We start from the raw sequence: 22,755 nt of genomic DNA, 5'->3' as shown, positions 1-22,755 counted from the left end.
GCCGTCAGTGGCGTCAGTTGCCGGCGAACTCGGTGTACTCGTCCGCCGAGAGCAGGTCGCCCGGCTCGTCGGAGACCCGGACCTTGAACAGCCAGCCGCCCTCGAAGGGCGCCGTGTTGACCAGCGACGGGTCGTCCGCCACGTCCTGGTTGACCGCGGTGACCTCGCCGGAGACCGGCGCGTACAGGTCGCTGACCGACTTGGTGGACTCCAGCTCGCCGCAGGTCTCGCCCGCGGTCACCGTGTCCCCCACCTCCGGGAGCTGCACGTACACGACGTCGCCCAGGGCGTTCGCCGCGAACTCGGTGATGCCGACCGTCGACACGCCGTCCTCGGCGGCCGTCAGCCACTCGTGCTCCTTGCTGTAGCGCAGCTGCTGCGGGTTGCTCATGACCTGGATTCTCCTGTACGCGGGTGGGCGGCCGGAAACGGCCGGGTCGGACGGGGTGGGGCGGCCGCCGCGCGGGGCGACCACCGCCGTGGAAACCGTAAGGGCCGTAGGGGCCGCGGAAGCCGTAAAGGCCGTGAAAGCCGTCGAAGCCGTCGAAGACGACCTGTCACTTCTGGCGCTTGTAGAACGGCAGGGCCACGACCTCGAACGGTTCGTGGTTGCCGCGGATGTCGACGCCGACCCCCTCGGCGCCGGGCTCGGCGTGCGCGGTGTCGACGTACGCCATCGCGATCGGCCGGCCCAGGGTGGGGGAGGGGGCGCCCGAGGTGACCTGCCCGACGACGGCGTCCCCCACGACCACGTGGTAGCCGGCCCGCGGCACCCTGCGGCCCTCCGCGACCAGGCCGACCAGCTTGCGCGGCGCCTTCACCGCGGCCAGCTCGGACGCCGTCGCCAGCGCCGTGCGGCCCACGAAGTCGCCCTCCTTCTCGAACTTCACGACCCGGCCGAGCCCCGCGTCGTACGGGGTCAGCGCCGTCGACAGCTCGTTCCCGTACAGCGGCATGCCGGCTTCGAGGCGCAGGGTGTCGCGGCAGGACAGGCCGCACGGCACCAGGCCGGCGCCGGCGCCCGCGTCGGTCAGCGCCTGCCACAGCCGCTCCGCGTCCGAGGGCGCCACGAACAGTTCGAAACCGTCCTCGCCGGTGTACCCGGTGCGCGCGATCAGCGCCTCGACCCCGGCGACCGTGCCGGGCAGGCCCGCGTAGTACTTGAGGCCGTCGAGGTCCGCGCCGGTGAGCGACGCCACGATGCCGGGCGAGGCCGGGCCCTGCACGGCGAGCAGCGCGTACGCCTCGCGGTCGTCGCGCACCTCGGTGTCGAAGCCGGCGGCGCGCGCCGTCAGCTCGTCCAGCACGACCTGCGCGTTGGAGGCGTTGGCGACGACCATGAAGTGCTCGTCGCCGAGGCGGTAGACGATCAGGTCGTCGAGGATGCCGCCGTCCTCCTGGCAGATCATCGTGTAGCGGGCGCGGCCCACGGCGAGGGCGCCGAGGTTGCCGACGAGCGCGTAGTCGAGCGCGGCGGCGGCGCCGGGGCCCGTCAGGGTGATCTCGCCCATGTGGGAGAGGTCGAAGAGGCCCGCGGTGGTGCGGACGGCGTGGTGCTCCTCGCGTTCGCTGCCGTACCGCAGCGGCATGTCCCAGCCCGCGAAGTCGGTCATGGTGGCGCCCAGCGCGCGGTGCACGGCGTCGAGCGCGGTGCGGCGGGGTGACGGGCTCATCGGTGGCTCCCAGGGATGAAGGGCGAGGACGGTCCTCCCCATCTGTCATCGGAACCTGAGAGGTTCGCCATGACCGCCCGGTCAGGGTCATGGCTTGCACCTTGGGTGGGGCACGCTCGGCGGCCCGCTTTTCAGATCTGCCTCGCCCGCGCGGTAACGGTGCCTGAGAGATTCAAGGGAGGAACTTGCTCCTTCGGCGCCCGCCACCGAGGTGGCCGGGACTCTCCCGCGCGGATTCAAACGGCCGGTATGCAGTTGGCGCCGCCATCATCGCACGCGCGCCCTGCCGCGGAAACCTCGGTCGCCATTACCATCTCTTTACCCGGGGTGGCCGGGGCGCGGCGGGGCGCCCCCGTGCCCGGGAGGCGGCGGACGACCGCGACAGGGGGCGGCCATGGCGGTGCGCGGCACACGGAACATTCCCACCCGAGCCCGTACGGGCTCGGGTGGGGGCGGCACGCGGGTGCGTGACTTACGGGGCGGGGCCTGCGCCCCGCCGGGCGGCCTGGTCTTCGCCGAGGGCGACCTCGTCGTCGTGTCGGGCCTGCCGGGCAGCGGCAAGTCCACCCTCATCCGCAGGGCGGCCGAGGGCGGCGTCGACTCGCAGGACGCGCGGGAGCGCTGGGCCGGGCGGCTGCCACGGCTGCCCTATGCCCTGTACCGGCCCGCCGTGCGCCTCGCCCACTACGCCGGCCTGTGGCGGCTGCTGCGCACCGGGCGCAGCGCCGTCGTCCACGACTGCGGCACCCAGCGCTGGGTGCGCCGCTGGCTCGCCCGCGAGGCGCGCGGCCGGGGCCGAGCCCTGCACCTCGTCGTCCTCGACGTCTCGCCCGAGGTGGCGCGCGCCGGGCAGCGGGCGCGGGGCCGCGCCGTCTCCCGCTACGCGTTCGCCCGGCACCGCAGGGCGGTGCGCGCCCTGCTCGCCGCCGTCGAGTCGGCGCGCCTGCCGGCCGGCTGCCACTCGGCCGTCCTGCTCGACGGGGACGCGGCGCGCTCGCTCGGCGCGATCGCTTTCACCGTCCGCTCCACCGGGGCCGACCCGGACCATTAAGGTGCCTTTGCGGAACCGTTGGGCAGGGCGGAGGACGAGGCACAGTGGACACGGCATGGCCGGGCAACGAACTCGAAGAGGTGCTCGCCGCCTCGCTCGGCAGTGAGTCGGCGGGCGCGTGGCTCGTCGAGGTGCTGGGGCGCAGCGACATCTGGGTCCCGCTGCCCGAGGGCGGAGGCCCTCAGAGCACCGGCCTCGACGTGCCCACCGTGGAGATAGCGGGCGGGGCGTACGTCCCGGTCTACAGCTCCCAGGAGCAGTTCCTGCGGTGCGTCGGCACCCACATGTCCTTCACCGTCGCACCCGCCCGCGACTTCGCGCGCGGCCTGCCGCCGCAGCTCGGCATCGCCGTGAACCCGGGCGGCGTGGTGGGCGTGCCGCTGCCGCCGCCCGCGGTCGCCGAGCTCTGCCGCAGTGGCCGCACCGCGCTCGACGGTCCTGAGAGCGGCGGCCGGGTCCGGCTGTTCGAGCCCGACTGGCAGGACGAGCCGGTGGACTTCCTGCGGGCCGCGTCCGAGGAGTTCGAGGGCTCAGGTGTGGTCGCCGACGCGCGCCGCGCGCTCGCCTCCGTCGAGGGCGGTCCGCACCAGTTGTTCGTCGGTGTGCGACTCGTGCCGTGGGGACCCGCGGACGGCCACGCCGCCCTCGACGCACTGGGCCGCGCGCTCGGCCGCGTGCACGTGCCGTGGCAGGTGAACCTGCTGCTGCTCGACATGGCCCAGGAGGACCTGGTCGCCGAGTGGATGCTCGACCGGGTCCGCCCCTTCTACCAGCGCGAGCAGGCCTGATGGCGCGTCGCCGCGCCACGCCCCGGCGTCACGCCTGTGTCAGTACCGCCGCCTAAGCTGGTTTGATGTCGGGGGCGCCGGGACCGCGTGCCCGGGGGGACGGGCCCGAGGGCAGGGGGTCCGACGGCGAGGACAGAGGGGCGGGAAGCGGAGTGAGCGCGCCAGGCACCGCGGAGGCCGGGCACATCGAGCAGATGCTGCGCCAGGTGGCACCGGGGCGTTACGACGCCTACGAGGCGCTGCTGCGCGCGCTCGCCGACGACACCGCGGGCCGGGTCTGGATGCTGCTGTGGCAGGGCACCCCGGGATTGCCCACCGCGCAGTACGGCAACATGCAGGTCGAGGGGTACGGCTACGCCCCGTGCGTCACCTCGGCCCAGGAGCTCGCCGCCAGCGGCTGGACCCGGGCCCACGAGGTCGTCGCCGGCCGCGACATCGCCCGCACCCTCTACCCCGAGGGCTGGGGGATCTGGCTCAATCCGCACGCCCCCGGCGGCGGCCTCGGCATCCCGTGGCCCGATCTGCGCCGCATCGCCACCGGTCTCGACCGGATGCCGGCAGGACCGCTGCGGATCTCCGAACCCGCCGTGCAGATCCCGCAGTTCTACGCCCTGCTCACGCAGAACGCACACCGCACGCCCGCCGTCAGGTCGCTGTGCCGCGCCTGGGTGCAGCCCGCGCTCGGCACCCCGTACCTCGCCGTCGGGCTCGACCTGTACGAGACCGGCGCCGCAGCGGTCGAGTCGGTGCGGGAGATGATGCGCCAGTCGGTGACCGCGGTCCCCGAGGGGCTCCCCGTGTCGACGGTCGCGATGGCGGACGACCGCGACCCGGTCGCGATGTGGCTGCGCGCCAACACGCGTCCGTTCTACGACCGCGACGCACACCGCGCCGCCGCGCCCGCCGGCGGCTACGGGTATCCGCCGCCCGCACACCGCCTCTGACGCGTCTCCCGCGCGGCCCGCGCGGGGGCTCCCACCGCACCGCGCGCTGCTCGGACCGCGGTCCCGGACACACCGGCTGACCTGGGCGGGGATGTCCGGAAAGGTCCGCTGAGCAGTACCCAGCGTCCGTATACCGGGACCCTGAGCGATGCATCACGGTTGGGCAACCATTCCCCGTGGGGTCTGGTGCGTGATCGAGCACTCGCAGAAGACTCCCACCAGCACACGGTCCAGGGCCGAGGTCGCCTTCGTACCGAGGGGAAGCGGCCCGCGCACCGCACGGACCGGTCCCCGCGCCGGAACCGGGACGGGCAGCGTGCATCATGTTGATCAGAAGCTGATCAGTGAATCGGCCGCCACAGCGGCGTAGTTCCGCCATGGCGGCGGTCATGGGCCGGTCACCATCGGCCGAGAAGAGGGGTCTCCAGCGCAATGACGGCACCAATAGAGACCACCAAGTCTGCTGCGAGCGTGCAGCCGGAGGCGGTCCTCGCGGGCGCCGGGAGCAAGCAGATCGAGGGCCGTTCGCTCGGCAAGATCGCCTGGACCCGCCTCAAGCGGGACAAGGTCGCGATGACCGGCGGCGTCGTCGTGGTGCTCCTGATCCTTGTCGCGATCCTGTCGAAGCCCATCCAGGCGGTGTTCGGGCTGGACCCGGACGCCTTCCACCAGAGCCTCGTCGACCCGGTGCTGCTCGCCCCCAAGGGTGGTTTCGGCGGCATCAGCTGGCACCATCCGCTCGGTGTCGAACCGCAGACGGGGCGTGACATCCTCGCCCGCGTCCTGGACGGTTCCTGGGTCTCGCTGCTCGTCGCGGGCGGTGCGACGCTCCTCTCCGTGGTGATCGGCGTCATCATGGGCGTCGTCGCGGGCTTCTACGGCGGCTGGGTGGACAGCACCATCAGCCGCGTGATGGACACCTTCCTCGCCTTCCCGCTGCTGCTGTTCGCGATCTCCATCTCCGCGACGCTCCAGGGCAAGGCGTTCGGGCTCAGCGGCCTCACCCTCCGCATCGCCGTGCTGATCTTCGTGATCGGCTTCTTCAACTGGCCCTACATGGGACGCATCGTCCGCGCGCAGACCCTGTCGCTGCGCGAGCGCGAGTTCGTCGAGGCGTCCAGGTCCCTGGGCGCGAGGGGCGCGTTCATCCTCTTCAGGGAACTGCTGCCCAACCTGGTCGCGCCGATCCTCGTGTACGCGACGCTGCTCATCCCGACCAACATCCTGTTCGAGGCGTCCCTCAGCTACCTGGGCGTCGGCATCGAACCGCCGCAGTCCTCCTGGGGCGGCATGCTCAACCAGGCCACCGACCTCTACCAGGTCGACCCGATGTTCATGGTCATCCCCGGTGTAGCGATCTTCGTCACCGTTCTGGCCTTCAATCTGCTGGGGGACGGGCTGCGCGACGCACTCGACCCCCGTGGCAAGTAACAGCGGCCGTGCCGCACCGGACTACCGAGGGGGACATCCTCACGATGAAGAACAGAAGGACGGCCGCGGCGATCTCCGCGCTGCTGGCGCTGGGGCTCGGCGCCTCGGCCTGCGGGGGCGGCGGCTCGAACGACAGCAGCGGTGGCTCCGCGAAGGCGAACACCGCGGTCGACGGCATCGCCAACAAGACCACCAAGAAGGGCGGGACGGTCACCGCGGAGATCTCCAGCGGCGCCGACTCGCTCGACCCGGGCAACACGTACTACGGCTGGGTGCAGAACTTCTCCCGGCTCTACGCGCGTACCCTCATGACGTTCAAGCCCGCGCCGGGCAAGGAGAACCTCAAGGTCGTGCCCGACCTCGCGACGGGCCCCGGCACCGGCAGCGCCGACGCCAAGACCTGGACGTACCACATCCGCAAGGGCGTGAAGTTCCAGGACGGCAGCGAGATCACGTCGAAGGACGTCAAGTACGCGATCGAGCGCAGCAACTTCGCGCCCGAGGCCCTCTCCAACGGCCCCACGTACTTCAAGACGTACCTCGCGGACGACTCCGGCTACAAGGGTCCCTACAAGGACAAGTCGGCCGACGGGCTCAAGTCGATCGAGACGCCCGACCCTTACACGATCGTCTTCCACCTGAGCAAGCCGTTCGCCGACATGAACTACCTGGCGACGTTCACGCAGACCTCCCCGGTGCAGCAGAAGCTGGACAAGGGCGCCTCGTACCAGCAGAACATGCAGTCCACGGGCCCGTACAAGTTCGCGTCGTTCAACGAGAGCACCGGCGCGACGCTCGTACGCAACCCGCAGTGGGACCCCAAGACGGACCCGATCCGCAAGGCGCTCCCCGACCGGATCGTCCTGAAGTACAACGTCAACCAGACGACGATCGACGAGCACCTGATCAACGACACCTCCACCGTGGACATCCAGGGCACCGGCGTCGCCTCCAAGACCCAGCCGAAGCTCCTGGTCAACCCCAAGGAGAAGGCGCAGACGGACAACCCGTACGCCGGCGTCACGCAGTACCTCGCGCTGGACAACAAGGTGAAGCCGTTCGACAACGCCGACTGCCGCACCGCCGTGCAGTACGCGGTCGACAAGGCCGGCATGGTCGACGCGGTCGGCGGCTCCGTGAAGGGCACGCCCGCGTCCACGGTCATCCCGCCCACGGTCGCCGGCTACAAGAAGTTCGACACGTACGCGACGTCGGGCAACAAGGGCGACCTCGCCAAGGCCAAGCAGTACCTGGCCAAGTGCGGGAAGCCCAACGGCTTCTCCACCACGCTGACCGCCCGCTCCGACCGTCCTGACGAGGTCCTCGCGGCGACCCAGCTCCAGGAGACGCTGAAGAAGATCGGCGTCAACGCCAGCATCAAGACCTTCCCCGGCAGCAAGTACTTCACCGACTTCGCCGGTGTCCCGGACTGGGTCCACAAGAACAACGCCGGCATGATGATGATGGCGTGGGGCGCCGACTGGCCGACCGGCTACGGCTACCTCGACCAGATCGCGGACGGCCGTGCCATCAAGCCCTCCGGCGGCACGAACCTCTCCGAGCTGAACGACAAGGCGATCAACGACGAGTTCGACAAGGCCATCGCCACCGTCGACAACACCCAGCGCAACGCCGAGTGGGGCAAGATCGACCAGATGATCATGAAGCAGGGTTCGATCGTCCCGCTCTTCTACAAGAAGAACCTCCTCTACCGTCCGGCGTCCGCCGCGAACGTGGAGGTCACTGCCGCCTACCTCGGCATGTACGACTACACGACCCTGACCTCGACCAAGTAGGAGCCCCTCCGGGGAGCCCCGCGCTCCCCGGAGCACTCCGAAAGCATTCCCCCCTGAAAGGCAGGTGAAGGCGTCGGGCCCGCCGGGTCCCACCCGGTTCGGCCGGCCCGACGCCGCACGGCTGTGGCTGCGTACATCATCCGACGCGTCTTCGCCGCGGTATTGCTGCTGCTGGTGGTCAGCGCAGTCACCTTCGCGATCTTCTATCTCCTTCCGCGTGCCGCAGGGCAGACCATCGAGTCGATGGCCGCCCAGTACGTCGGCAAGAGCCCCGACCCCACGGTCATCAAGGCCGTCATCAAGAACCTGGGGCTCGACCAGCCGATCTACGAGCAGTACTGGCACTTCATCAAGGGCCTCGTCGCCGGCGCCGACTACAAGTTCGGCCCCGACCCCGCCCACTGCCCGGCGCCCTGCTTCGGCTACTCCTTCAAGACCCACACCGCCGTCTGGCCGCAGATCCAGCAGCGCGCCCCGATCACCTTCTCGCTCGCCATCGGCGCCGCGGTGATCTGGCTCGTCACCGGCATCGCGACCGGCATCCTCTCCGCCCTCAAGCGCGGCTCGGTCTGGGACCGCCTCGCCATGGGCATCTCGCTCATGGGCGTCTCGCTGCCGATGTTCTTCACCGGCCTCGTGCTGCTCGCGCTGTTCAGCTTCAACTGGCTCCAGATATGGAACGTGCACTACGTGCCGTTCACCCAGAACCCCGGCGAGTGGGCGTGGAACCTGATCCTTCCATGGGTCTCGCTCGCCTTCCTCTACTCCGCCCTCTACGCGCGGCTCACCCGCGCGGGAATGCTGGAGACCATGGGGGAGGACTACATCAGAACGGCCAGGGCCAAGGGCCTCGTCGAGCGGCGGGTCGTCGTCAAGCACGGCCTGCGCTCCGCGCTGACCCCGCTCATCACCATCTTCGGCATGGACTTCGCGCTGCTGCTCGGCGGCGCCGTCATCACCGAGTCGGTGTTCTCCTTCCAGGGCCTCGGCGCGTACGCCATCCAGGGCGTCACCGGCAACGACCTGCCGATCGTCATGGGCGTGACGCTGCTGACGGCCTTCTTCATCGTTGTCTGCAATCTGCTGGTGGACCTCGTGTACGCCGCGATCGACCCCCGGGTGAGGCTCTCATGAGCGACACGCACAAGGACGCCGCACAGGACGCCGCACAGGACGCCGCCCCGCAGGCCGCGCCCGGGGCTGCCGCCGCGGAGCGCGAGTTCCTCTCCGTACGCGACCTGCGGATCCACTTCGACACCGACGACGGCCTCGTCAAGTCCGTCGACGGCGTCAGCTTCGACCTCAAGGCCGGCGAGACCCTCGGCATCGTCGGCGAGTCGGGCTCGGGCAAGTCCGTGACCTCGCTCGGCATCATGGGCCTGCACACCTCCGACCGGGCCAGGATCTCCGGCGAGATCTGGCTCGACGGCGAGGAGCTGATCGCCGCCGACCGGGAGCGCGTCCGGACGCTGCGCGGCCAGAAGATGGCCATGATCTTCCAGGACCCGCTCTCCGCGCTCCACCCGTACTACACGGTCGGCGCGCAGATCGTGGAGGCGTACCGCGTCCACAACAAGGTGGACAAGAAGGCCGCGAAGAAGCGGGCGGTCGAGATGCTCGACCGGGTCGGCATCCCCGAGCCCGCCCGCCGCTTCAACGACTACCCGCACCAGTTCTCCGGCGGTATGCGCCAGCGCGCGATGATCGCGATGGCGCTGGTCAACAACCCGCAGCTGCTGATAGCCGACGAGCCGACGACCGCCCTCGACGTGACCGTCCAGGCGCAGATCCTCGACCTCATCCGCGACCTCCAGAAGGAGTTCGGCTCCGCGGTCGTCATCATCACCCACGACCTCGGTGTGGTCGCGGAGATCGCGGACCGGCTGCTCGTCATGTACGCGGGCCGGTGCATCGAGCGCGGACCCTCGGACCAGGTCTTCGAGCAGCCCCAACACCCCTATACCTGGGGCCTGCTGGGATCGATGCCGCGCATCGACCGGGAGCAGACCGACCGGCTCGTGCCGGTCAAGGGCTCCCCGCCGAGCCTCATCAACGTGCCGTCGGGCTGCGCCTTCCACCCGCGCTGCCCGTACGCGGACGTCCCCGCCGACAACATCACCCGCACCGAGCGGCCCGAGCTGCGGGCGGTCACCGGCGACCACTTCTCCGCGTGCCACATGACACGCGAGCAGCGCGAGAAGATCTGGACCGAAGAGATTGCGCCGAAGCTGTGAGTGAACCGACGAAACAGGCGACGAACACGGGACCGGCCGCCGCGGCCGGCCCCGCCGCGCCCGAGCCGCTGCTGCGGGTCACCGACCTGGCCAAGCACTTCCCCATCACCAAGGGGCTGCTGAAGCGGAAGGTCGGCGCGGTCCAGGCGGTCGACGGGCTCTCCTTCGACGTGCGGCCGGGCGAGACGCTCGGCGTGGTCGGCGAGTCCGGCTGCGGCAAGTCGACGATGGGCCGGCTGGTCACCCGGCTGCTCGAACCGACCGGCGGCTCGGTCGAGTTCGAGGGCCGCGACATCACGCACCTGTCCACGGGGCAGCTGCGGCCGATGCGCCGCGACGTGCAGATGATCTTCCAGGACCCGTACGGCTCGCTGAACCCGCGCCACACCATCGGCGGCATCGTCGCCACCCCCTTCAGACTCCAGGGCGTCACGCCTGAGGGCGGTGTGAAGAAGGAGGTCCAGCGACTGCTGGAGCTGGTGGGGCTCAACCCCGAGCACTACAACCGCTATCCGCACGAGTTCTCCGGCGGCCAGCGCCAGCGCATCGGCATCGCCCGCGCGCTCGCGCTCAAGCCGAAGCTGGTCGTCGCGGACGAGCCGGTGTCCGCGCTCGACGTGTCGATCCAGGCACAGGTGGTGAACCTCCTCGACGACCTCCAGGACGAGCTGGGCCTCACCTATGTGATCATCGCGCACGACCTGTCGGTCATCCGGCACGTCTCCGACCGCATCGCCGTGATGTACCTCGGCAAGATCGTGGAGCTCGCCGATCGCGACGCGCTCTACGCCGCGCCGATGCACCCGTACACCAAGGCGCTGCTGTCCGCGGTGCCGGTGCCCGACCCCAAGCGGCGCGGCGGCAAGAGCGACCGCATCCTGCTCAAGGGCGACGTGCCCTCGCCGATCGCGCCGCCGAGCGGCTGCCGCTTCCACACCAGGTGCTGGAAGGCGACCGAGGTGTGCCGCACCACGGAGCCGCAGCTCGTCGAGCTCGCGCCCGGCCACCGCACGGCCTGCCACCACCCGGAGAACGCGGCGGACCAGCAGCCGCAGGACGCGGCGAAGCCGCTGGCCCCGGCTGCGTCCCCCGCGGCCCCCGGGCAGTAGCCCGCGGACGCGGAGCCCGGTTCGGAGTGATGCGCGGCCGGCCCGCCGCCTCGCGCGGCGGCGGGCCCGCCGGGCCGCCACCGGCACAATTGCCGGGTGGTAGTCGAACTGTTCAGGCCCTCCGTCCAGCACGTGCTCGACCTCGTCGGGATCTTCGTCTTCGCGATCTCCGGCGCCCTGCTCGCCGTCCGCAAGAACTTCGACGTCTTCGGCATGGCGGTGCTCGCTGAGGTCACGGCGCTCGGCGGGGGGCTGTTCCGCGACCTGATGATCGGCGCGGTGCCGCCCGCCGCCTTCACCGACCTCGGGTACTTCGTCACGCCGTTCGTCGCCACGGCGCTGGTGTTCTTCCTGCACCCGCAGGTCGAGCGCATCCAGGCCGGGGTGTACGTCTTCGACGCGGCCGGCCTCGGCCTGTTCTGCGTCACCGGCACCACCAAGGCGTACGAGTACGGGCTCGGCCTGACCGCGTCCGCCGCGCTCGGCACCGCGACGGCCGTCGGCGGCGGTGTCCTGCGCGACGTGCTCGCCAACGAGGTGCCCTCGCTGCTGCGCTGGGACCGCGACCTGTACGCGGTGCCCGCCATCGTCGGCGCCGCGCTGACCGCCGTCTGCGTACGCCTCGGGGTGTTCGGCGCCCTCACCGGGACCCTGGCCGCGCTGGTGGCCTTCCTGGTCAGGCTGCTCGCCATGCGCTACCACTGGCGGGCACCGCGCGCCTGGCGGCGCAGGTCGGAGGCGGTCGAGGAGCCGTAGCCGCCGCACCGGCGCCGGGTGGTGCGCGCCAGGGTTCACCCGGACCTAAGCGACCGGTCAGTAGGGGACGGTACGGTAAGGGCCATGGCACAGGCATCCCTCGGCGACAGCGAGTTCGACCGTGACACCGCCGTCACCCGGCGCACGCCCGGCACCTACACGGCGGTGCTGTCTCCCGGCTGGTCCATCATCCGGGCCCTCAACGGGGGCTACACGCTGGCCACCGCGGGCCGCGCGCTCTCCCGCGCGCTGCCGCACCCCGACCCCTTCTCCATCACCGCCCACTACCTGACGCCCGCCGCCCCGGGGCCCGCCGGGATCCGCACCGAAACCGTCCGCACCGGCAGGACCGTGTCGACCGGCACCGCCGCGCTGGTCCAGTACGCGCAGGACGGCACCGAGGTCGAGCGGCTGCGGGTGGTCGCCACCTACGGAGACCTGGACGACCTCACCGACGAGGTGCGCACCAGCGCCAAGCCGCCCGCCATCGCCCCGCGCGAGGAGTGCTTCAGAAGCTCGGACGCGCCGGGCGACATCTTCGCCGACTCCACCCTGCTCCAGCGGCTCGACGTCCGCATGGACCCCGCCACCTGCGGCTGGGCCGTCGGCAGGCCGTCAGGGGCCGGCGAGATGCGCGGCTGGTTCGGGCTCGCCGACGGGCGGGACCCCGACCCGCTCTCCCTGCTGCTCGCCGTGGACGCGCTGCCGCCCGCCGCCTTCGAACTCGGCGTCACCGGCTGGACCCCGACCGTCGAGCTGACGGTGCACGTGCGCGCCCGCCCCGCGCCGGGACCGCTGCGCGTGAGCATCGCCACACGCAACCTCGCGGGTGGCTTCCTCGAAGAGGACGCGGAGGTCTGGGACAGCGCCGACCGGCTGGTCGCCCAGTCACGGCAGCTGGCCCGCGCCCCGCGGCCGAAGGACCTGGCCGCCGGGGCACGCCCCTCCTGAGCGGCCCCTCGGGGCCGGGGGAGGAGGCGCGGGCCGGGGAAGAGCGTCGGGAGCGGGAAACCGGAGTGTGCCGCCGCTTGAGCGGGTACCGGTGCGCGTGGAGCGTCCCCCGGCTCGTAGAATCAGGCCCACCATGGCATACCTCGACCACGCCGCGACCACTCCGATGCTGCCGGAGGCGATCGAGGCGATGACCGCCCAGCTGCGCCTCACGGGCAACGCGTCCTCGCTCCACGCGTCGGGCCGCAGGGCCAGGCGCACGGTCGAGGAGGCCAGGGAGACCCTGGCCGCCGCGCTCGGCGCCCGCCCCAGCGAAGTCGTCTTCACCGCCGGCGGCACCGAGGCCGACAACCTCGCCGTCAAGGGCCTGTACTGGTCCCGGCACGCCGAGGACCCCGCGAGAACCCGCGTGCTGGCCAGCCCGGTCGAGCACCACGCCGTCCTCGACAGCGTGGACTGGCTCGGCACCCACGAGGGCGCCACCGTCGAGTACCTGCCCGTCGACGGGTACGGAAGGGTCGCCCCCGAGGCGCTGCGCGAGGCCGTCGAACGCGATCCCGGCGATGTCGCCCTGGCCACCGTCATGTGGGCCAACAACGAGATCGGCACCCTCCAGCCGGTGCCCGAACTCGCGGAGGTCGCCGCGGAGTACGGCATCCCGCTGCACACCGACGCCGTCCAGGCATTCGGCCAGACCCCCCTCGACTTCGGCACGTCGGGCTGCGCCGCGATGACCGTGTCCGCGCACAAGATCGGCGGGCCCTACGGCATCGGCGCGCTGCTCCTCGGCCGCGACCACGCGCCGGTGCCGGTGCTGCACGGCGGCGGCCAGGAGCGCCAGGTCCGCTCGGGCACCCTCGACGTGCCCGCAGTCGCCTCTTTCGCCGTCGCCGCCCGCCTCGCGGCCGAGCGGCGCGCGGACTTCGCCCGGGAGGTCGGCGCCCTGCGCGACGAGCTGATCGACGCGGTGCGCAAGGCCGTCCCCGACGCGGTGCTCGGCGGCGACCCGGAGGACCGGCTGCCCGCCAACGCGCACTTCTCCTTCCCCGGCTGCGAGGGCGACTCGCTGCTCCTGCTGCTCGACGCGCAGGGCATCGAGTGCTCCACGGGCTCGGCGTGCACGGCGGGCATCGCCCAGCCGAGCCATGTCGTACTCGCCACGGGCCACGACCCGGACCTGGCCCGCGGCACCCTGCGCTTCTCCCTCGGCCACACCTCCACCCGGGCCGACGTGGCGGCACTTGCCGAGGCCATCGGGCCCGCCGTGGAGCGCGCCAGGGGCGCGGGCCTGAGCTGACGCGCCGGCCGCCCCGCGCTGCGGCCTTCCGGAGGGCTTCCACTCCCGCGCTGAAACCCTCCTGCGCGCCCCCGGTCCCGGGCTCAGGCCTTCTTGCTGCCCGCCGCTTCGCGGGCCGCGCGCACCAGCCCCAGATAGCGCGGCCAGTCCCAGTGGCGGCCCGGGTCGGTGTGGTCCGTGCCCGGCACCTCCGCGTGCCCGATGATGTGCCGGCGGTCCACCGGGATGCCGTACCGGTGGCAGACGTCGGCCGTGAGCCGGGCCGACGCGGCGTACATCGCGTCGGTGAAGTCCCGCGGCCGGGTCACGAACCCCTCGTGCTCGATGCCGACGCTGTGCTCGTTGTACCAGCGGTTGCCCGCGTGGAACGCCACGTCGAGCTCCCGGATCATCTGCGTGACCTGCCCGCTCTGCCGGACCACGTAGTGCGAGGCGGCCTCGTGGCGCGGGTCCTCGAACAGCCGCACCGTCGTCGCGTAGTCGGCCTGCGTCACGTGGACGACCACCAGCTCCACCGGGTAGTCGGCGGGCCGGTCGGCGATCCGGTAGTTGGCCTCGGACGCGGCGACCCAGCGCGCGTCGGCGTAGTCCAGGTCCCCCGGGGCGCGCCGTCGCGGCGCCGGGGAGCCGGAGAGGCCTTCGCCCAGCGCGATCGCGCCGCCGAGCAGCGCGAGCCCGCCGCCGACCACGACGGCCCTGCGGCCGGGTGTCGCCCCCTTGCCGCCCCAGGCGGCCGATGCCTTTCCCATGCCAGGGAAAACGCCTCTCCCCGCGACCCGTGTTCCCCGGGGGCACGTACCCTGGGAGCGCTATGACTGAGAACCCGCAGCGCCGCCCCCTCCGTGTCCTTGCCGCCATGTCCGGCGGCGTCGACTCCGCCGTCGCCGCCGCGCGCGCCGCAGCCGCGGGGCACGACGTCACCGGTGTGCACCTGGCCCTCTCCGCCAACCCGCAGTCGTTCCGCACGGGCGCGCGCGGTTGCTGCACCCTGGAGGACTCCCGCGACGCCCGGCGCGCGGCCGACGTCATCGGCATCCCCTTCTACGTGTGGGACCTCGCGGAGCGCTTCCGCGAGGACGTGGTGGACGACTTCGTCGCCGAGTACGAGGCGGGCCGCACGCCCAACCCGTGCCTGCGCTGCAACGAGAAGATCAAGTTCGCCGCGCTCCTCGACAAGGCGCTCGCGCTCGGCTTCGACGCGGTGTGCACGGGCCACTACGCGACGATCGTCACCCGCGACGACGGCACCCGCGAGCTGCACCGCGCGAGCGACACCGCGAAGGACCAGTCGTACGTGCTGGGCGTGCTCGACGAGCGGCAGCTCGCGCACGCGATGTTCCCGCTCGGCGACACCCTCACCACCAAGGACGAGATCCGCGCGGAGGCGGAGCGGCGGGGCCTCGCGGTGGCGAGGAAGCCCGACAGCCACGACATCTGCTTCATCGCGGACGGGGACACGCAGGGCTTCCTCGCCCAGCGCCTCGGCTCCGCGCCGGGCGAGATCGTCGACGAGTCGGGCACCGCGGTCGGCAGCCACGACGGCGCGTACGGCTTCACGATCGGCCAGCGCAAGGGCCTGCGGATCGGCCACCCGGCACCGGACGGCAAGCCGCGCTACGTGCTGGACATCTCCCCGGTCGACAACACCGTCACGGTCGGCCCCGCCGAGGGCCTCGACATCACGGCCCTCACCGCCATCAGGCCCCGCTGGTGCGGCGCGGCCCCCGCGGGCCCCGGCACGTACACCGCGCAGCTGCGGGCGCACGGCGGGGAGACCGCGGCGACGGCCGAACTGGTCGACGGCACCCTGCGGGTCACCTTCCCCGAGCCGGTGCGCGGGGTGGCGCCGGGACAGGCCATCGTGCTCTACGACGGCACGCGGGTGGTCGGCTCCGCGACGATCGCCAGCACGCGGCGCAGGGACCTGGCGGCGGCGTCGGCGGGCTGAGCCCCGCCGACGCCGGATCCCCGCGCCGCGTGGGCCGGTTCAGGCCGGTACGAGCGTCACCCGCGCGGGGTCGGCCGACAGGTGGACCCGGGTGCCCGGTTCGACGGACTCGGTGGGGTGCGAGCGGATCCGGATCTCCTGCGCGCCGACGCGCACCACATGGTCGACGGCGTCGCCCATGAAGGCCCGGTTCAGCACCTCGCCCGCCCACTGGTTGACCGCGCCGGGGTGCGGGTCGCGGGCGAGCGAGACCGCCTCCGGCCTGATCGACAGCAGCACCTCCGCGCCGACCGCGGGGGCCGCCCCTGCGCCGCTGCACACCAGCCGGCCGTCCGGTGTGTCGACGGCGACGGTGTCCCCTCGGACCGAGGCGACCGTGCCTCGCACGAAGTTGGACGTGCCGATGAATTCGGCGACGAACCGGGTCGCGGGCCTGCCGTAGATCTCGTCGGGCGTGCCGATCTGCTCGACCCGGCCCTCGTTCATCACCGCGATCCGGCTCGACATCACCAGCGCCTCGGACTGGTCGTGCGTCACGTAGATCGCGGTGAGCCCCAACTCCGTCTGCAGGCGCTTGAGTTCGAAGCGCATGGACTCGCGCAGCTTGGCGTCGAGGTTGGACAGGGGCTCGTCGAGCAGCATCACCTCGGGCTGGATCACCAGGGCGCGGGCGAGCGCGAGGCGCTGCTGCTGCCCGCCGGAGAGCTTCGTCGCGCTGCGGTCGGTGTACGCGCCGAGTTCGGTGACCTCCAGCATCCGCCGCACCCTGCGGTCGATCTCGTCGCGCGGCGGCCGCCGCGACGAGGGGAGGATGTCGAGGGGGAACGAGACGTTCTTCGCGACGGTCATGTGCGGCCAGATCGCGTACGACTGGAAGACCATGCCCAACTCGCGCCGGTTCGCGGGGATGTTGATACCCCGCGCCGAGTCGAACAGCACGCGCTCGGAGAGGGCGATGGTGCCGCCGTCCGGCCGTTCGAGGCCCGCGACCGAGCGCAGGGTGGTGGTCTTGCCGCAGCCCGACGGGCCCAGCAGGGTGAAGAGTTCGCCGTCCTCGACGGTGAAGCTGACCCCGCCCACGGCGAACACGCGGCTGCCGTCCGGCGCCACCGCCCTCGTGTCGGGCTCGGGCTCCGAGGGGCCGCCGCCGCGCCGGCCGCGCCCCGCCCCGCCGTAACTCTTCACCAGGTTGTCCACAGTCAACATGTCAGGTCCTTCAGGCAGTTGTGCCGGTTCGGGGGCGGCCCCCGCGGGGCCCTCCGGCGGAGTCCGACTGCGGGCCGAAGCGCGCGCCGAAGCGGTGGGCGGCCAGGACGAGGACGACGAGCAGCGCCACCATCAGCACACCGACCGCCGCGAGGGTGGTCAGCTGCCCGTTCTCGAACTGCTCCCAGATCAGCACAGAGAGCACCTCGGTTCCCGGGCTGTAGAGCAGGATCGTGCTGGACAACTCGCGGAACGACACCACCAGGATGTAGATCCACCCCGCGACGAGGCCGCTGCTCGCCAGCGGCACAAGCACCCGGCGGAACGTCTGCCACCAGGAGGCGCCGAACACCGTCGCCGACTCCTCAAGCTCCTTCGACATCTGCGTCATCGCGGAGGAGGAGTACCGCATCCCGTACGGCAGGTAGCGGGTGCAGTACGAGATCAGCAGGATGCCCAGCGTGCCGTAGATCGGCAGCGGCACCCGCAGGTACACGAACGACAGCGCGAGGCCGAGCACCAGGCCGGGGATGACGATCGGGGTGAACGCCAGCAGGTCGAGCAAACGCCTGCCGGGGATGCGGGTGCGCACCACGGCCCAGGACACGATCGCCGTCAGCAGCATCACCACGGTCGCCGCGCCCACCCCGAGCAGCACCGAGTTCTTCAGCGCGGTCACCGCGATCGGCAGCCGCAGCACTTCCGCGTAGTTGTGCAGGGACATGCCGCGCAGCGCCTTCAGCGACGGCTGGGCGTACGACGGCAGCAGCGACGCGTAGACCAGCACGCCGACCGGCAGGACGACGGTGACCACGAAGTACACCACCACGCCCGCGCCGACCCACGGCCGCGCCCGGCCCAGCTCCACCGGCTGCGGCCGGAACGCCTTGCCGGTCACCGTCGCGTAGCCGCCCCTGCGCTGGAGCCAGGAGGAGAGCAGCACCCCGGCGGCCGCGACGACCAGCAGGCCCACCGCGTACGCGCCCGCGCTGCCGTAGTCGACGGGGAAGGCCCGCAGCACGAAGTAGATCCGTGAGGTGAAGACGTAGATGCCGTTCTGCAGCCCCAGCAGGCCCGGCACCTCGAACGACTCCAGCGACTGCACGAACATCAGCAGCGCGGCGGAGACCAGCGCGGGCCGCAGCAGGGGCAGGGTGACCCGGCGCAGCACCGTCCACCGCGAGGCGCCGGACATGGCCGCGGACTCCTCCAGGGACGGGGCCATGCCCCGGAAGGCGGAGACCATCAACAGGAAGGCCACCGGAGCCAGATGGAGGCCCTGCACCCAGATCATGCCCCACAGCGAGTAGACGTTGACCGGACTCGCGCCCAGCACGGGCTTGAAGAACAGGGTGTTGACGAGGCCGATGGACGGGTCGCCGAGGAAGATCCAGGCCGCCGCGTACAGGATGCCCGGCACGATCAGCGGCACCAGCGAAGCGGCGAACAGCAGGCCCTTGAACGGGATGTCCGTGCGTACCTGGAGATAGGCGAGCACGGCGCCGACGACCAGCGCGAAGGCGGCCGAACCCACTGCGAAGGCAAGGGAGTTGAACATCATCGTGCCGGCCTGCGAGCCCTCGCCGTAGGCGCGCCCGAAGGCCCGGAAGGAGAGCTCGCCGCGGCTGCCGATGAACGTGTCGTGCAGCAGGAAGCCCAGCGGTACGACGGCGAGATAGCCGACGAGCACCATCGCGCCGCCGACGATCAGGATCTGCGGGTTGAACACGCCCCGCAGCCGGGAGGCCGGGCGCGTACGCGTGGCGGGGGCCGGTGGCGGGGCGGGTGGTCGGGTCGTGGTGGTCACGGGGGTTCACCTCACGTGGTCGGCGGGCGGGGTCAGTGGCCGCCCTGCGCGGAAGCGACGCCGCGGAGCTGCTGGTCGTACTTCTTGTCCCAGTCGGTGTCGGGGTCGGTGAGCTCCTTCACGTCGAAGGGCACGAGGTGGATGCCCTGGAGGCTGGTGTCGCCCGGCACCTTCGTCGACGGGGTCATGTGCAGGCTGACCAGTACCTTCTGGCCCTCGTGCAGCATCCAGTCGTAGAACAGCCAGGCGGCGGCCGGGTGCTGGGCGCCGCGCAGCATGCCGACGCCGTTGGGGCGGGGGAAGGCGGGCAGCGGATTGGTGCCGTCCGGCAGCCGGTAGGCCACCGGCGCGCCCTTCAGCCGGGCCTGCTCGGTGATGTACGTGTAGTTCATCGAGTCGAGCGGCGTCTGGCCCGCGCCGAGCAGCGCCATGATCGTGGTGTGGCCCTTGGTGACGTGGGAGTTGGCGACGATGCGCCGCCACAGGTCGTCCACCTGGGCCTGGGTCTTGCCGTGGGTCAGCCAGTAGTGGGTGACATTGGCGTACCAGTCGCTGTCGGTGGGTTCGAGGGTGATCCTCCCCTTGTACCTGGCGTCCGCCAGCGCCTCCCAACTGCGGGGCACGTCAGCCGGTTTGACCAGGTCGGTGTTCCACGCGGGCAGGAACACGTTGAACCGGTCGGCCATCCAGTCCGGGAAGCGGCTGGACGGTGCGACGAGCGCCTGCCCGGGGCCCGTGTAGCGGGCGAGCGCCTGCTGGCTGTCCAGTGAGGACATTTCGAGGAAGTCCGACTCGACGGCGTCGGCGCCGAGTTTGCGTGCCTGGGACTCCTGGAGGATGCGCTGGAGGATCGTCTCCGAGTTGCCCCGGAACATCGAGACCTTGATGTGCGGGAACTGCTTCTCGAAGGCCTTGCCCACCGCGTCGGCCACATTGTCGGTGAGTGAGGTGTAGACCGTCAGCTCGCCTTCCTCACTGGCGAGTTGGACCGCCTTCGCGCGCTGCCCGGCCGGCGGGAGCGCCTGGATCTCGTCGTACACCTCCTGGGCCCGCGAGGAGACGACGGCGGCCGTGCGGATCTGTCCGTCGTCGGCCGCGCCCGCGCCGCAGCCGGCCGCCAGGAGAAGGGAGAAGGCGCCAGCGGCGCACATGAGCCGGGTCCGCACCAGGGGGTCCTTTCGGTTGCCCGCACCACGCTGTGTGCCGACAGTATTACCATTGGACCTTTCGGTCGGGAAGGGTCGTGCAGCAGGTCCCGGCGTGGCCTTCCTGACGGCTCGCGCCGACTCGGCCTGGACGACACGTCCAGATTGGACGTAACGTACGAGTCGTGAATGCCGAGGAGACCGACCCCCGCGTCCGTGCCCTGGCCCCGGTCTGCGAGGCGGTCGCGCTGCTGCTCGGACCGCACGCCGAGGTGGTGCTCCACGACCCGGGGACCGACCGCGTGCTCGCGGTCTGGCACCCCCTGACCTCCCGGGCCCCCGGGGACCCGTCCCTGCTCGGGGAGCTCGACACGCTCGACCCCGCGGCCCGCGACGTCTTCGGGCCCTACGAGAAACTCCTCGCGGACGGCCGCAGGCTCTCCTCCGTCAGCGCCGTGCTGCGCGACGCGGACGGCAGCCCTGAGGCCGTGCTCTGTGTCAACCTGGACCGGACGCCGCTCGAGAGGGCCGCCGCCGTGCTCACCGCGTTCGCCGCCCCGACCGCGTCACGCCCCGAACCCCTCTTCGACGGCGACTGGGAGCAGCGCGTACGCGACACCGTCGGCGCCCACGTCCGCGCGTGCGGCCGTCCCGCCGAGCGGATGACCCGCGCCGACCGGCTCGCCCTCGTCGCCGCACTCGACCGGGACAAGGTGTTCGCCGTGCGCCGCGCCGTCCCCTTCGTCACCTCGGCCCTCGGCGTCTCCCGCTCCACCGTCTACGGCCTGCTCGCCGAGGCCCGTGCCACCGCAGCCCCCGACCCCGCTCCCGAGGACCCGCCCGCATGACGCGACTGCCCGACTTCCGGCTCGAAACGTACTTCTCCCGCTGGGAGTTCACCGCCCGCCACCACCTGACCGCCTCCGACGCGCAGACCATGACCCTGGGCGAACTCCTCGCCCTTGCGGACGACGGGGACCGCGCCGCGTTCGAGCGCCTCCCGCTCGGCTACACCGAGACCTACGGCGACCCCGCGCTGCGCGAGGCCGTCGCCGCGACCTACGAGCACGCGGACGCCGCCGACGTGCTCTGCTTCGCGGGTGCGGAGGAGGCCCTCTACCTCGCCATGCACGTCCTCCTCGGCCCCGGCGACCACGCCGTGGTGGTCACCCCCGACTACCAGGCGGCCGAGACCGTGCCGCTCGCGCTGTGCGAGGTGACCGGGGTGGCCCTCGATCCCGACCGGGACTGGGCGCTCGACCTCGACGCCGTCCGCGCCGCGCTGCGCCCCCACACCCGCGTCCTCTCGGTCAACTTCCCCAACAACCCCACGGGTGCCGTCCTCGGCCGCGCCGACTTCGCCGCCCTCGCGGCCCTCTGCGACGAGCGCGGCATCCGCCTCTTCAGCGACGAGGTCTACCGGGGCCTCGAACGCGACCCTGCGCGCACCCTGCCGCAGGCGGCCGACCTCTCCCCGCGCGCCCTCTCGCTCAACGTCACCTCCAAGTCCCTCGGCCTCCCGGGGCTGCGCATCGGCTGGATCGCCTGCCGCGACCGCGAACTGCTCCGCCGCCTTGAGCGGGCCAAGCACTACACCAGCATCTGCAACGCGGCCCCCAGCGAGGTCCTCGCCAGGATCGCGCTGAAGGCGCGGGAGACCATCCTGGCCCGCAACCGTGCCCTGATCGCCCGCAACCTGCCCGTCTTCGACGCCTTCTTCGCCCGCCACCGCGACCTCTTCGCCTGGTCGCCGCCGGTGGGCGGCTGCGTCGCCTACCCCCGCTACCTCGGCCCCGAAGGCGTCGAGGAGTTCTGCGCCCGGCTGGTCGAGGAGGCGGGCGTCCTGCTGCTGCCCGCCTCCGTCTTCCGCTCCGACCTCACCCCCGCGCCCACCGACCGCTTCCGTCTCGGGATCGGCCGCGCCGACCCCGAGGCAGGCCTCGCCGCCCTGGAGGACTGGCTCGCGGCGCGGACCTAGGGCCTCTCGTCCGGATCATGCCGGGCTCGCGTGCCTCGGCACTGGCACTGCGTCTCGCGGCGTTGTCGTCGGCCGCCAGGGCTCCGCCGCGACTCCCTGCCTCCGGCGTGCGATCCGCCCCCGGGCACCGGACCCGCTCCCAGACCCGTGGGTCCGAACGAAAGGCCCTGACGCTCGGGGCCTGGGCCGGAGCGTGCGGTCAGCCGCTGACGACCTCCGTGTCGTAGAAGCAGAAGCGGCCCCTGATGGCCTCGACCTCCGCCTTCGGCTCCTCGTACGCCCAGACCAGGTCGGGGGCGTCGGGCAGCGACCAGTAGGTGGCGTCGCCCTTGAACGGGCAGTGCGTGGTGGTGTCCGACGGCGTCAGCAGGTCCACCCGCACGTCCTCGGGCGCCAGGTAGTAGCGGACCGGGCAACCCGTCTCGTGCAGCGCCAGCGGGCTGTGGCTGTCGGCGAGTACCTGGCCGTCCCGCTCCACCCGCACATGCTGGGTGCTCGGCTCGACGGTGATCGTGTGTCCAGCGGTCATGGCGGTGGGTTCCCTCCGGGATGGGCGTACGTCTTTGGGGTACAGCGTCGCGCGGGCGGCCGTTCTTCCCCCGGCCCGCCGCGCCGGGCCTGCGACTGCCTACGGTGTCCCC

General features: G+C 71.9%; 21 protein-coding genes and 2 riboswitches. Of the genes, 14 read left to right on the top strand and 7 right to left on the bottom strand.

Features of this window, described 5'->3' with window-relative positions:
• Positions 1 to 13 precede the first annotated feature (13 nt).
• The gene (gene gcvH, locus ABEA77_RS08165; RefSeq protein WP_345643248.1) at positions 14 to 391 is read right to left on the bottom strand and encodes a glycine cleavage system protein GcvH; all 378 of its coding nucleotides are present in this window, start codon (positions 389 to 391) and stop codon (positions 14 to 16) included.
• A gap of 166 nt (positions 392 to 557) precedes the next feature.
• Complete coding sequence (gcvT, locus tag ABEA77_RS08160) at positions 558 to 1,673, bottom strand: glycine cleavage system aminomethyltransferase GcvT (RefSeq protein WP_345643245.1); 1,116 nt, start codon at positions 1,671 to 1,673, stop codon at positions 558 to 560.
• Positions 1,674 to 1,705: 32 nt separating this feature from the next.
• Positions 1,706 to 1,814, bottom strand: a riboswitch (glycine riboswitch).
• Positions 1,815 to 1,912, bottom strand: a riboswitch (glycine riboswitch).
• Positions 1,913 to 2,067: 155 nt separating this feature from the next.
• On the opposite strand from gcvT, the gene ABEA77_RS08155 reads away from it, so the two are divergent.
• The 11 genes from ABEA77_RS08155 to ABEA77_RS08105 all read left to right on the top strand — a co-directional run bounded on the left by ABEA77_RS08155 (position 2,068) and on the right by ABEA77_RS08105 (position 14,030).
• Positions 2,068 to 2,724 carry an AAA family ATPase gene (locus ABEA77_RS08155; RefSeq protein WP_345643242.1) on the top strand — a complete coding sequence of 219 codons (657 nt, stop codon included), beginning with the start codon at positions 2,068 to 2,070 and terminating at the stop codon, positions 2,722 to 2,724.
• 44 nt (positions 2,725 to 2,768) lie between these two features.
• Positions 2,769 to 3,512: an enhanced serine sensitivity protein SseB gene (locus tag ABEA77_RS08150; protein WP_345643239.1), complete on the top strand. Its 744-nt coding sequence runs from the start codon at positions 2,769 to 2,771 to the stop codon at positions 3,510 to 3,512.
• Positions 3,513 to 3,664: 152 nt separating this feature from the next.
• Entirely contained in the window at positions 3,665 to 4,456 is a 792-nt protein-coding gene (locus tag ABEA77_RS08145) for an enhanced serine sensitivity protein SseB C-terminal domain-containing protein (protein ID WP_345643237.1), read from the top strand.
• Positions 4,457 to 4,888: 432 nt separating this feature from the next.
• Complete coding sequence (locus ABEA77_RS08140; protein ID WP_345643235.1) at positions 4,889 to 5,887, top strand: ABC transporter permease; 999 nt, start codon at positions 4,889 to 4,891, stop codon at positions 5,885 to 5,887.
• Between the two features lie 44 nt (positions 5,888 to 5,931).
• On the top strand, positions 5,932 to 7,683 hold the full coding sequence (locus ABEA77_RS08135; protein ID WP_345643234.1) for an ABC transporter substrate-binding protein: 1,752 nt from the start codon (positions 5,932 to 5,934) through the stop codon (positions 7,681 to 7,683).
• 123 nt (positions 7,684 to 7,806) lie between these two features.
• Positions 7,807 to 8,817, top strand: a complete 1,011-nt coding sequence (locus tag ABEA77_RS08130; protein ID WP_345643231.1) for an ABC transporter permease — start codon at positions 7,807 to 7,809, stop codon at positions 8,815 to 8,817.
• Entirely contained in the window at positions 8,814 to 9,917 is a 1,104-nt protein-coding gene (locus tag ABEA77_RS08125) for an ABC transporter ATP-binding protein (RefSeq protein ID WP_345643229.1), read from the top strand. The genes ABEA77_RS08130 and ABEA77_RS08125 overlap by 4 nt, the downstream gene beginning before the upstream one ends.
• A complete protein-coding gene (locus tag ABEA77_RS08120; RefSeq protein ID WP_345643228.1) occupies positions 9,914 to 11,026 on the top strand; it encodes an ABC transporter ATP-binding protein in 1,113 nt (370 codons plus the stop codon). Before ABEA77_RS08125 ends, ABEA77_RS08120 begins: the two co-directional genes overlap by 4 nt.
• Positions 11,027 to 11,122: 96 nt before the next feature.
• A complete protein-coding gene (locus tag ABEA77_RS08115) occupies positions 11,123 to 11,782 on the top strand; it encodes a trimeric intracellular cation channel family protein (RefSeq protein ID WP_345643225.1) in 660 nt (219 codons plus the stop codon).
• An 84-nt stretch (positions 11,783 to 11,866) separates the two neighbouring features.
• On the top strand, positions 11,867 to 12,733 hold the full coding sequence (locus ABEA77_RS08110; RefSeq protein WP_345643222.1) for a thioesterase family protein: 867 nt from the start codon (positions 11,867 to 11,869) through the stop codon (positions 12,731 to 12,733).
• A gap of 133 nt (positions 12,734 to 12,866) precedes the next feature.
• Positions 12,867 to 14,030 (top strand): cysteine desulfurase family protein, encoded by a 1,164-nt coding sequence (locus ABEA77_RS08105; protein ID WP_345643219.1) that lies wholly within the window; start codon positions 12,867 to 12,869, stop codon positions 14,028 to 14,030.
• Positions 14,031 to 14,113: 83 nt separating this feature from the next.
• Here ABEA77_RS08105 and ABEA77_RS08100 read toward each other — a convergent pair whose 3' ends face one another.
• A complete protein-coding gene (locus tag ABEA77_RS08100) occupies positions 14,114 to 14,779 on the bottom strand; it encodes an N-acetylmuramoyl-L-alanine amidase (protein WP_345643216.1) in 666 nt (221 codons plus the stop codon).
• Positions 14,780 to 14,841: 62 nt separating this feature from the next.
• On the opposite strand from ABEA77_RS08100, the gene mnmA reads away from it, so the two are divergent.
• Positions 14,842 to 15,978, top strand: a complete 1,137-nt coding sequence (mnmA, locus tag ABEA77_RS08095) for a tRNA 2-thiouridine(34) synthase MnmA (RefSeq protein ID WP_345643214.1) — start codon at positions 14,842 to 14,844, stop codon at positions 15,976 to 15,978.
• Between the two features lie 39 nt (positions 15,979 to 16,017).
• Here mnmA and ABEA77_RS08090 read toward each other — a convergent pair whose 3' ends face one another.
• From ABEA77_RS08090 to ABEA77_RS08080, 3 genes are read right to left on the bottom strand one after another with little or no spacing between them, the layout of a single operon-like run.
• The gene (locus tag ABEA77_RS08090; RefSeq protein WP_345643211.1) at positions 16,018 to 17,184 is read right to left on the bottom strand and encodes an ABC transporter ATP-binding protein; all 1,167 of its coding nucleotides are present in this window, start codon (positions 17,182 to 17,184) and stop codon (positions 16,018 to 16,020) included.
• Positions 17,185 to 17,194: 10 nt separating this feature from the next.
• On the bottom strand, positions 17,195 to 18,991 hold the full coding sequence (locus ABEA77_RS08085; RefSeq protein WP_345643209.1) for an ABC transporter permease: 1,797 nt from the start codon (positions 18,989 to 18,991) through the stop codon (positions 17,195 to 17,197).
• Positions 18,992 to 19,023: 32 nt separating this feature from the next.
• Positions 19,024 to 20,157: an ABC transporter substrate-binding protein gene (locus tag ABEA77_RS08080; RefSeq protein ID WP_345643206.1), complete on the bottom strand. Its 1,134-nt coding sequence runs from the start codon at positions 20,155 to 20,157 to the stop codon at positions 19,024 to 19,026.
• A gap of 164 nt (positions 20,158 to 20,321) precedes the next feature.
• Here ABEA77_RS08080 and ABEA77_RS08075 point away from each other — a divergent pair, with 164 nt between their 5' ends.
• Entirely contained in the window at positions 20,322 to 20,984 is a 663-nt protein-coding gene (locus ABEA77_RS08075) for a helix-turn-helix transcriptional regulator (RefSeq protein ID WP_345643203.1), read from the top strand.
• Positions 20,981 to 22,114 (top strand): aminotransferase class I/II-fold pyridoxal phosphate-dependent enzyme, encoded by a 1,134-nt coding sequence (locus ABEA77_RS08070; protein WP_345643200.1) that lies wholly within the window; start codon positions 20,981 to 20,983, stop codon positions 22,112 to 22,114. The genes ABEA77_RS08075 and ABEA77_RS08070 overlap by 4 nt, the downstream gene beginning before the upstream one ends.
• A gap of 199 nt (positions 22,115 to 22,313) precedes the next feature.
• Here the strand turns inward: ABEA77_RS08070 and ABEA77_RS08065 are convergent, their stop codons facing one another.
• A complete protein-coding gene (locus ABEA77_RS08065; protein ID WP_345643197.1) occupies positions 22,314 to 22,643 on the bottom strand; it encodes a DUF427 domain-containing protein in 330 nt (109 codons plus the stop codon).
• Positions 22,644 to 22,755: the final 112 nt, after the last annotated feature.

The organism is Streptomyces tremellae, from assembly GCF_039540215.1.
GTDB classification, from domain to species: domain Bacteria; phylum Actinomycetota; class Actinomycetes; order Streptomycetales; family Streptomycetaceae; genus Streptomyces; species Streptomyces tremellae.
The sequence above is the reverse complement of the archived record's forward strand: the minus strand, read 5'-3'. Positions and strand labels throughout refer to the sequence as shown.

Excerpts from the sequence above, each read along its gene's own strand:
- gcvH (WP_345643248.1), bottom strand. The coding sequence starts at position 391 with ATGAGCAACCCGCAGCAGCTGCGCTACAGCAAGGAGCACGAGTGGCTG.
- gcvT (WP_345643245.1), bottom strand. The coding sequence starts at position 1,673 with ATGAGCCCGTCACCCCGCCGCACCGCGCTCGACGCCGTGCACCGCGCG.
- ABEA77_RS08155 (WP_345643242.1), top strand. The coding sequence starts at position 2,068 with ATGGCGGTGCGCGGCACACGGAACATTCCCACCCGAGCCCGTACGGGC.
- ABEA77_RS08140 (WP_345643235.1), top strand. The coding sequence starts at position 4,889 with ATGACGGCACCAATAGAGACCACCAAGTCTGCTGCGAGCGTGCAGCCG.
- ABEA77_RS08135 (WP_345643234.1), top strand. The coding sequence starts at position 5,932 with ATGAAGAACAGAAGGACGGCCGCGGCGATCTCCGCGCTGCTGGCGCTG.
- ABEA77_RS08125 (WP_345643229.1), top strand. The coding sequence starts at position 8,814 with ATGAGCGACACGCACAAGGACGCCGCACAGGACGCCGCACAGGACGCC.
- ABEA77_RS08110 (WP_345643222.1), top strand. The coding sequence starts at position 11,867 with ATGGCACAGGCATCCCTCGGCGACAGCGAGTTCGACCGTGACACCGCC.
- ABEA77_RS08105 (WP_345643219.1), top strand. The coding sequence starts at position 12,867 with ATGGCATACCTCGACCACGCCGCGACCACTCCGATGCTGCCGGAGGCG.
- ABEA77_RS08100 (WP_345643216.1), bottom strand. The coding sequence starts at position 14,779 with ATGGGAAAGGCATCGGCCGCCTGGGGCGGCAAGGGGGCGACACCCGGC.
- mnmA (WP_345643214.1), top strand. The coding sequence starts at position 14,842 with ATGACTGAGAACCCGCAGCGCCGCCCCCTCCGTGTCCTTGCCGCCATG.
- ABEA77_RS08090 (WP_345643211.1), bottom strand. The coding sequence starts at position 17,184 with ATGTTGACTGTGGACAACCTGGTGAAGAGTTACGGCGGGGCGGGGCGC.
- ABEA77_RS08070 (WP_345643200.1), top strand. The coding sequence starts at position 20,981 with ATGACGCGACTGCCCGACTTCCGGCTCGAAACGTACTTCTCCCGCTGG.
- ABEA77_RS08065 (WP_345643197.1), bottom strand. The coding sequence starts at position 22,643 with ATGACCGCTGGACACACGATCACCGTCGAGCCGAGCACCCAGCATGTG.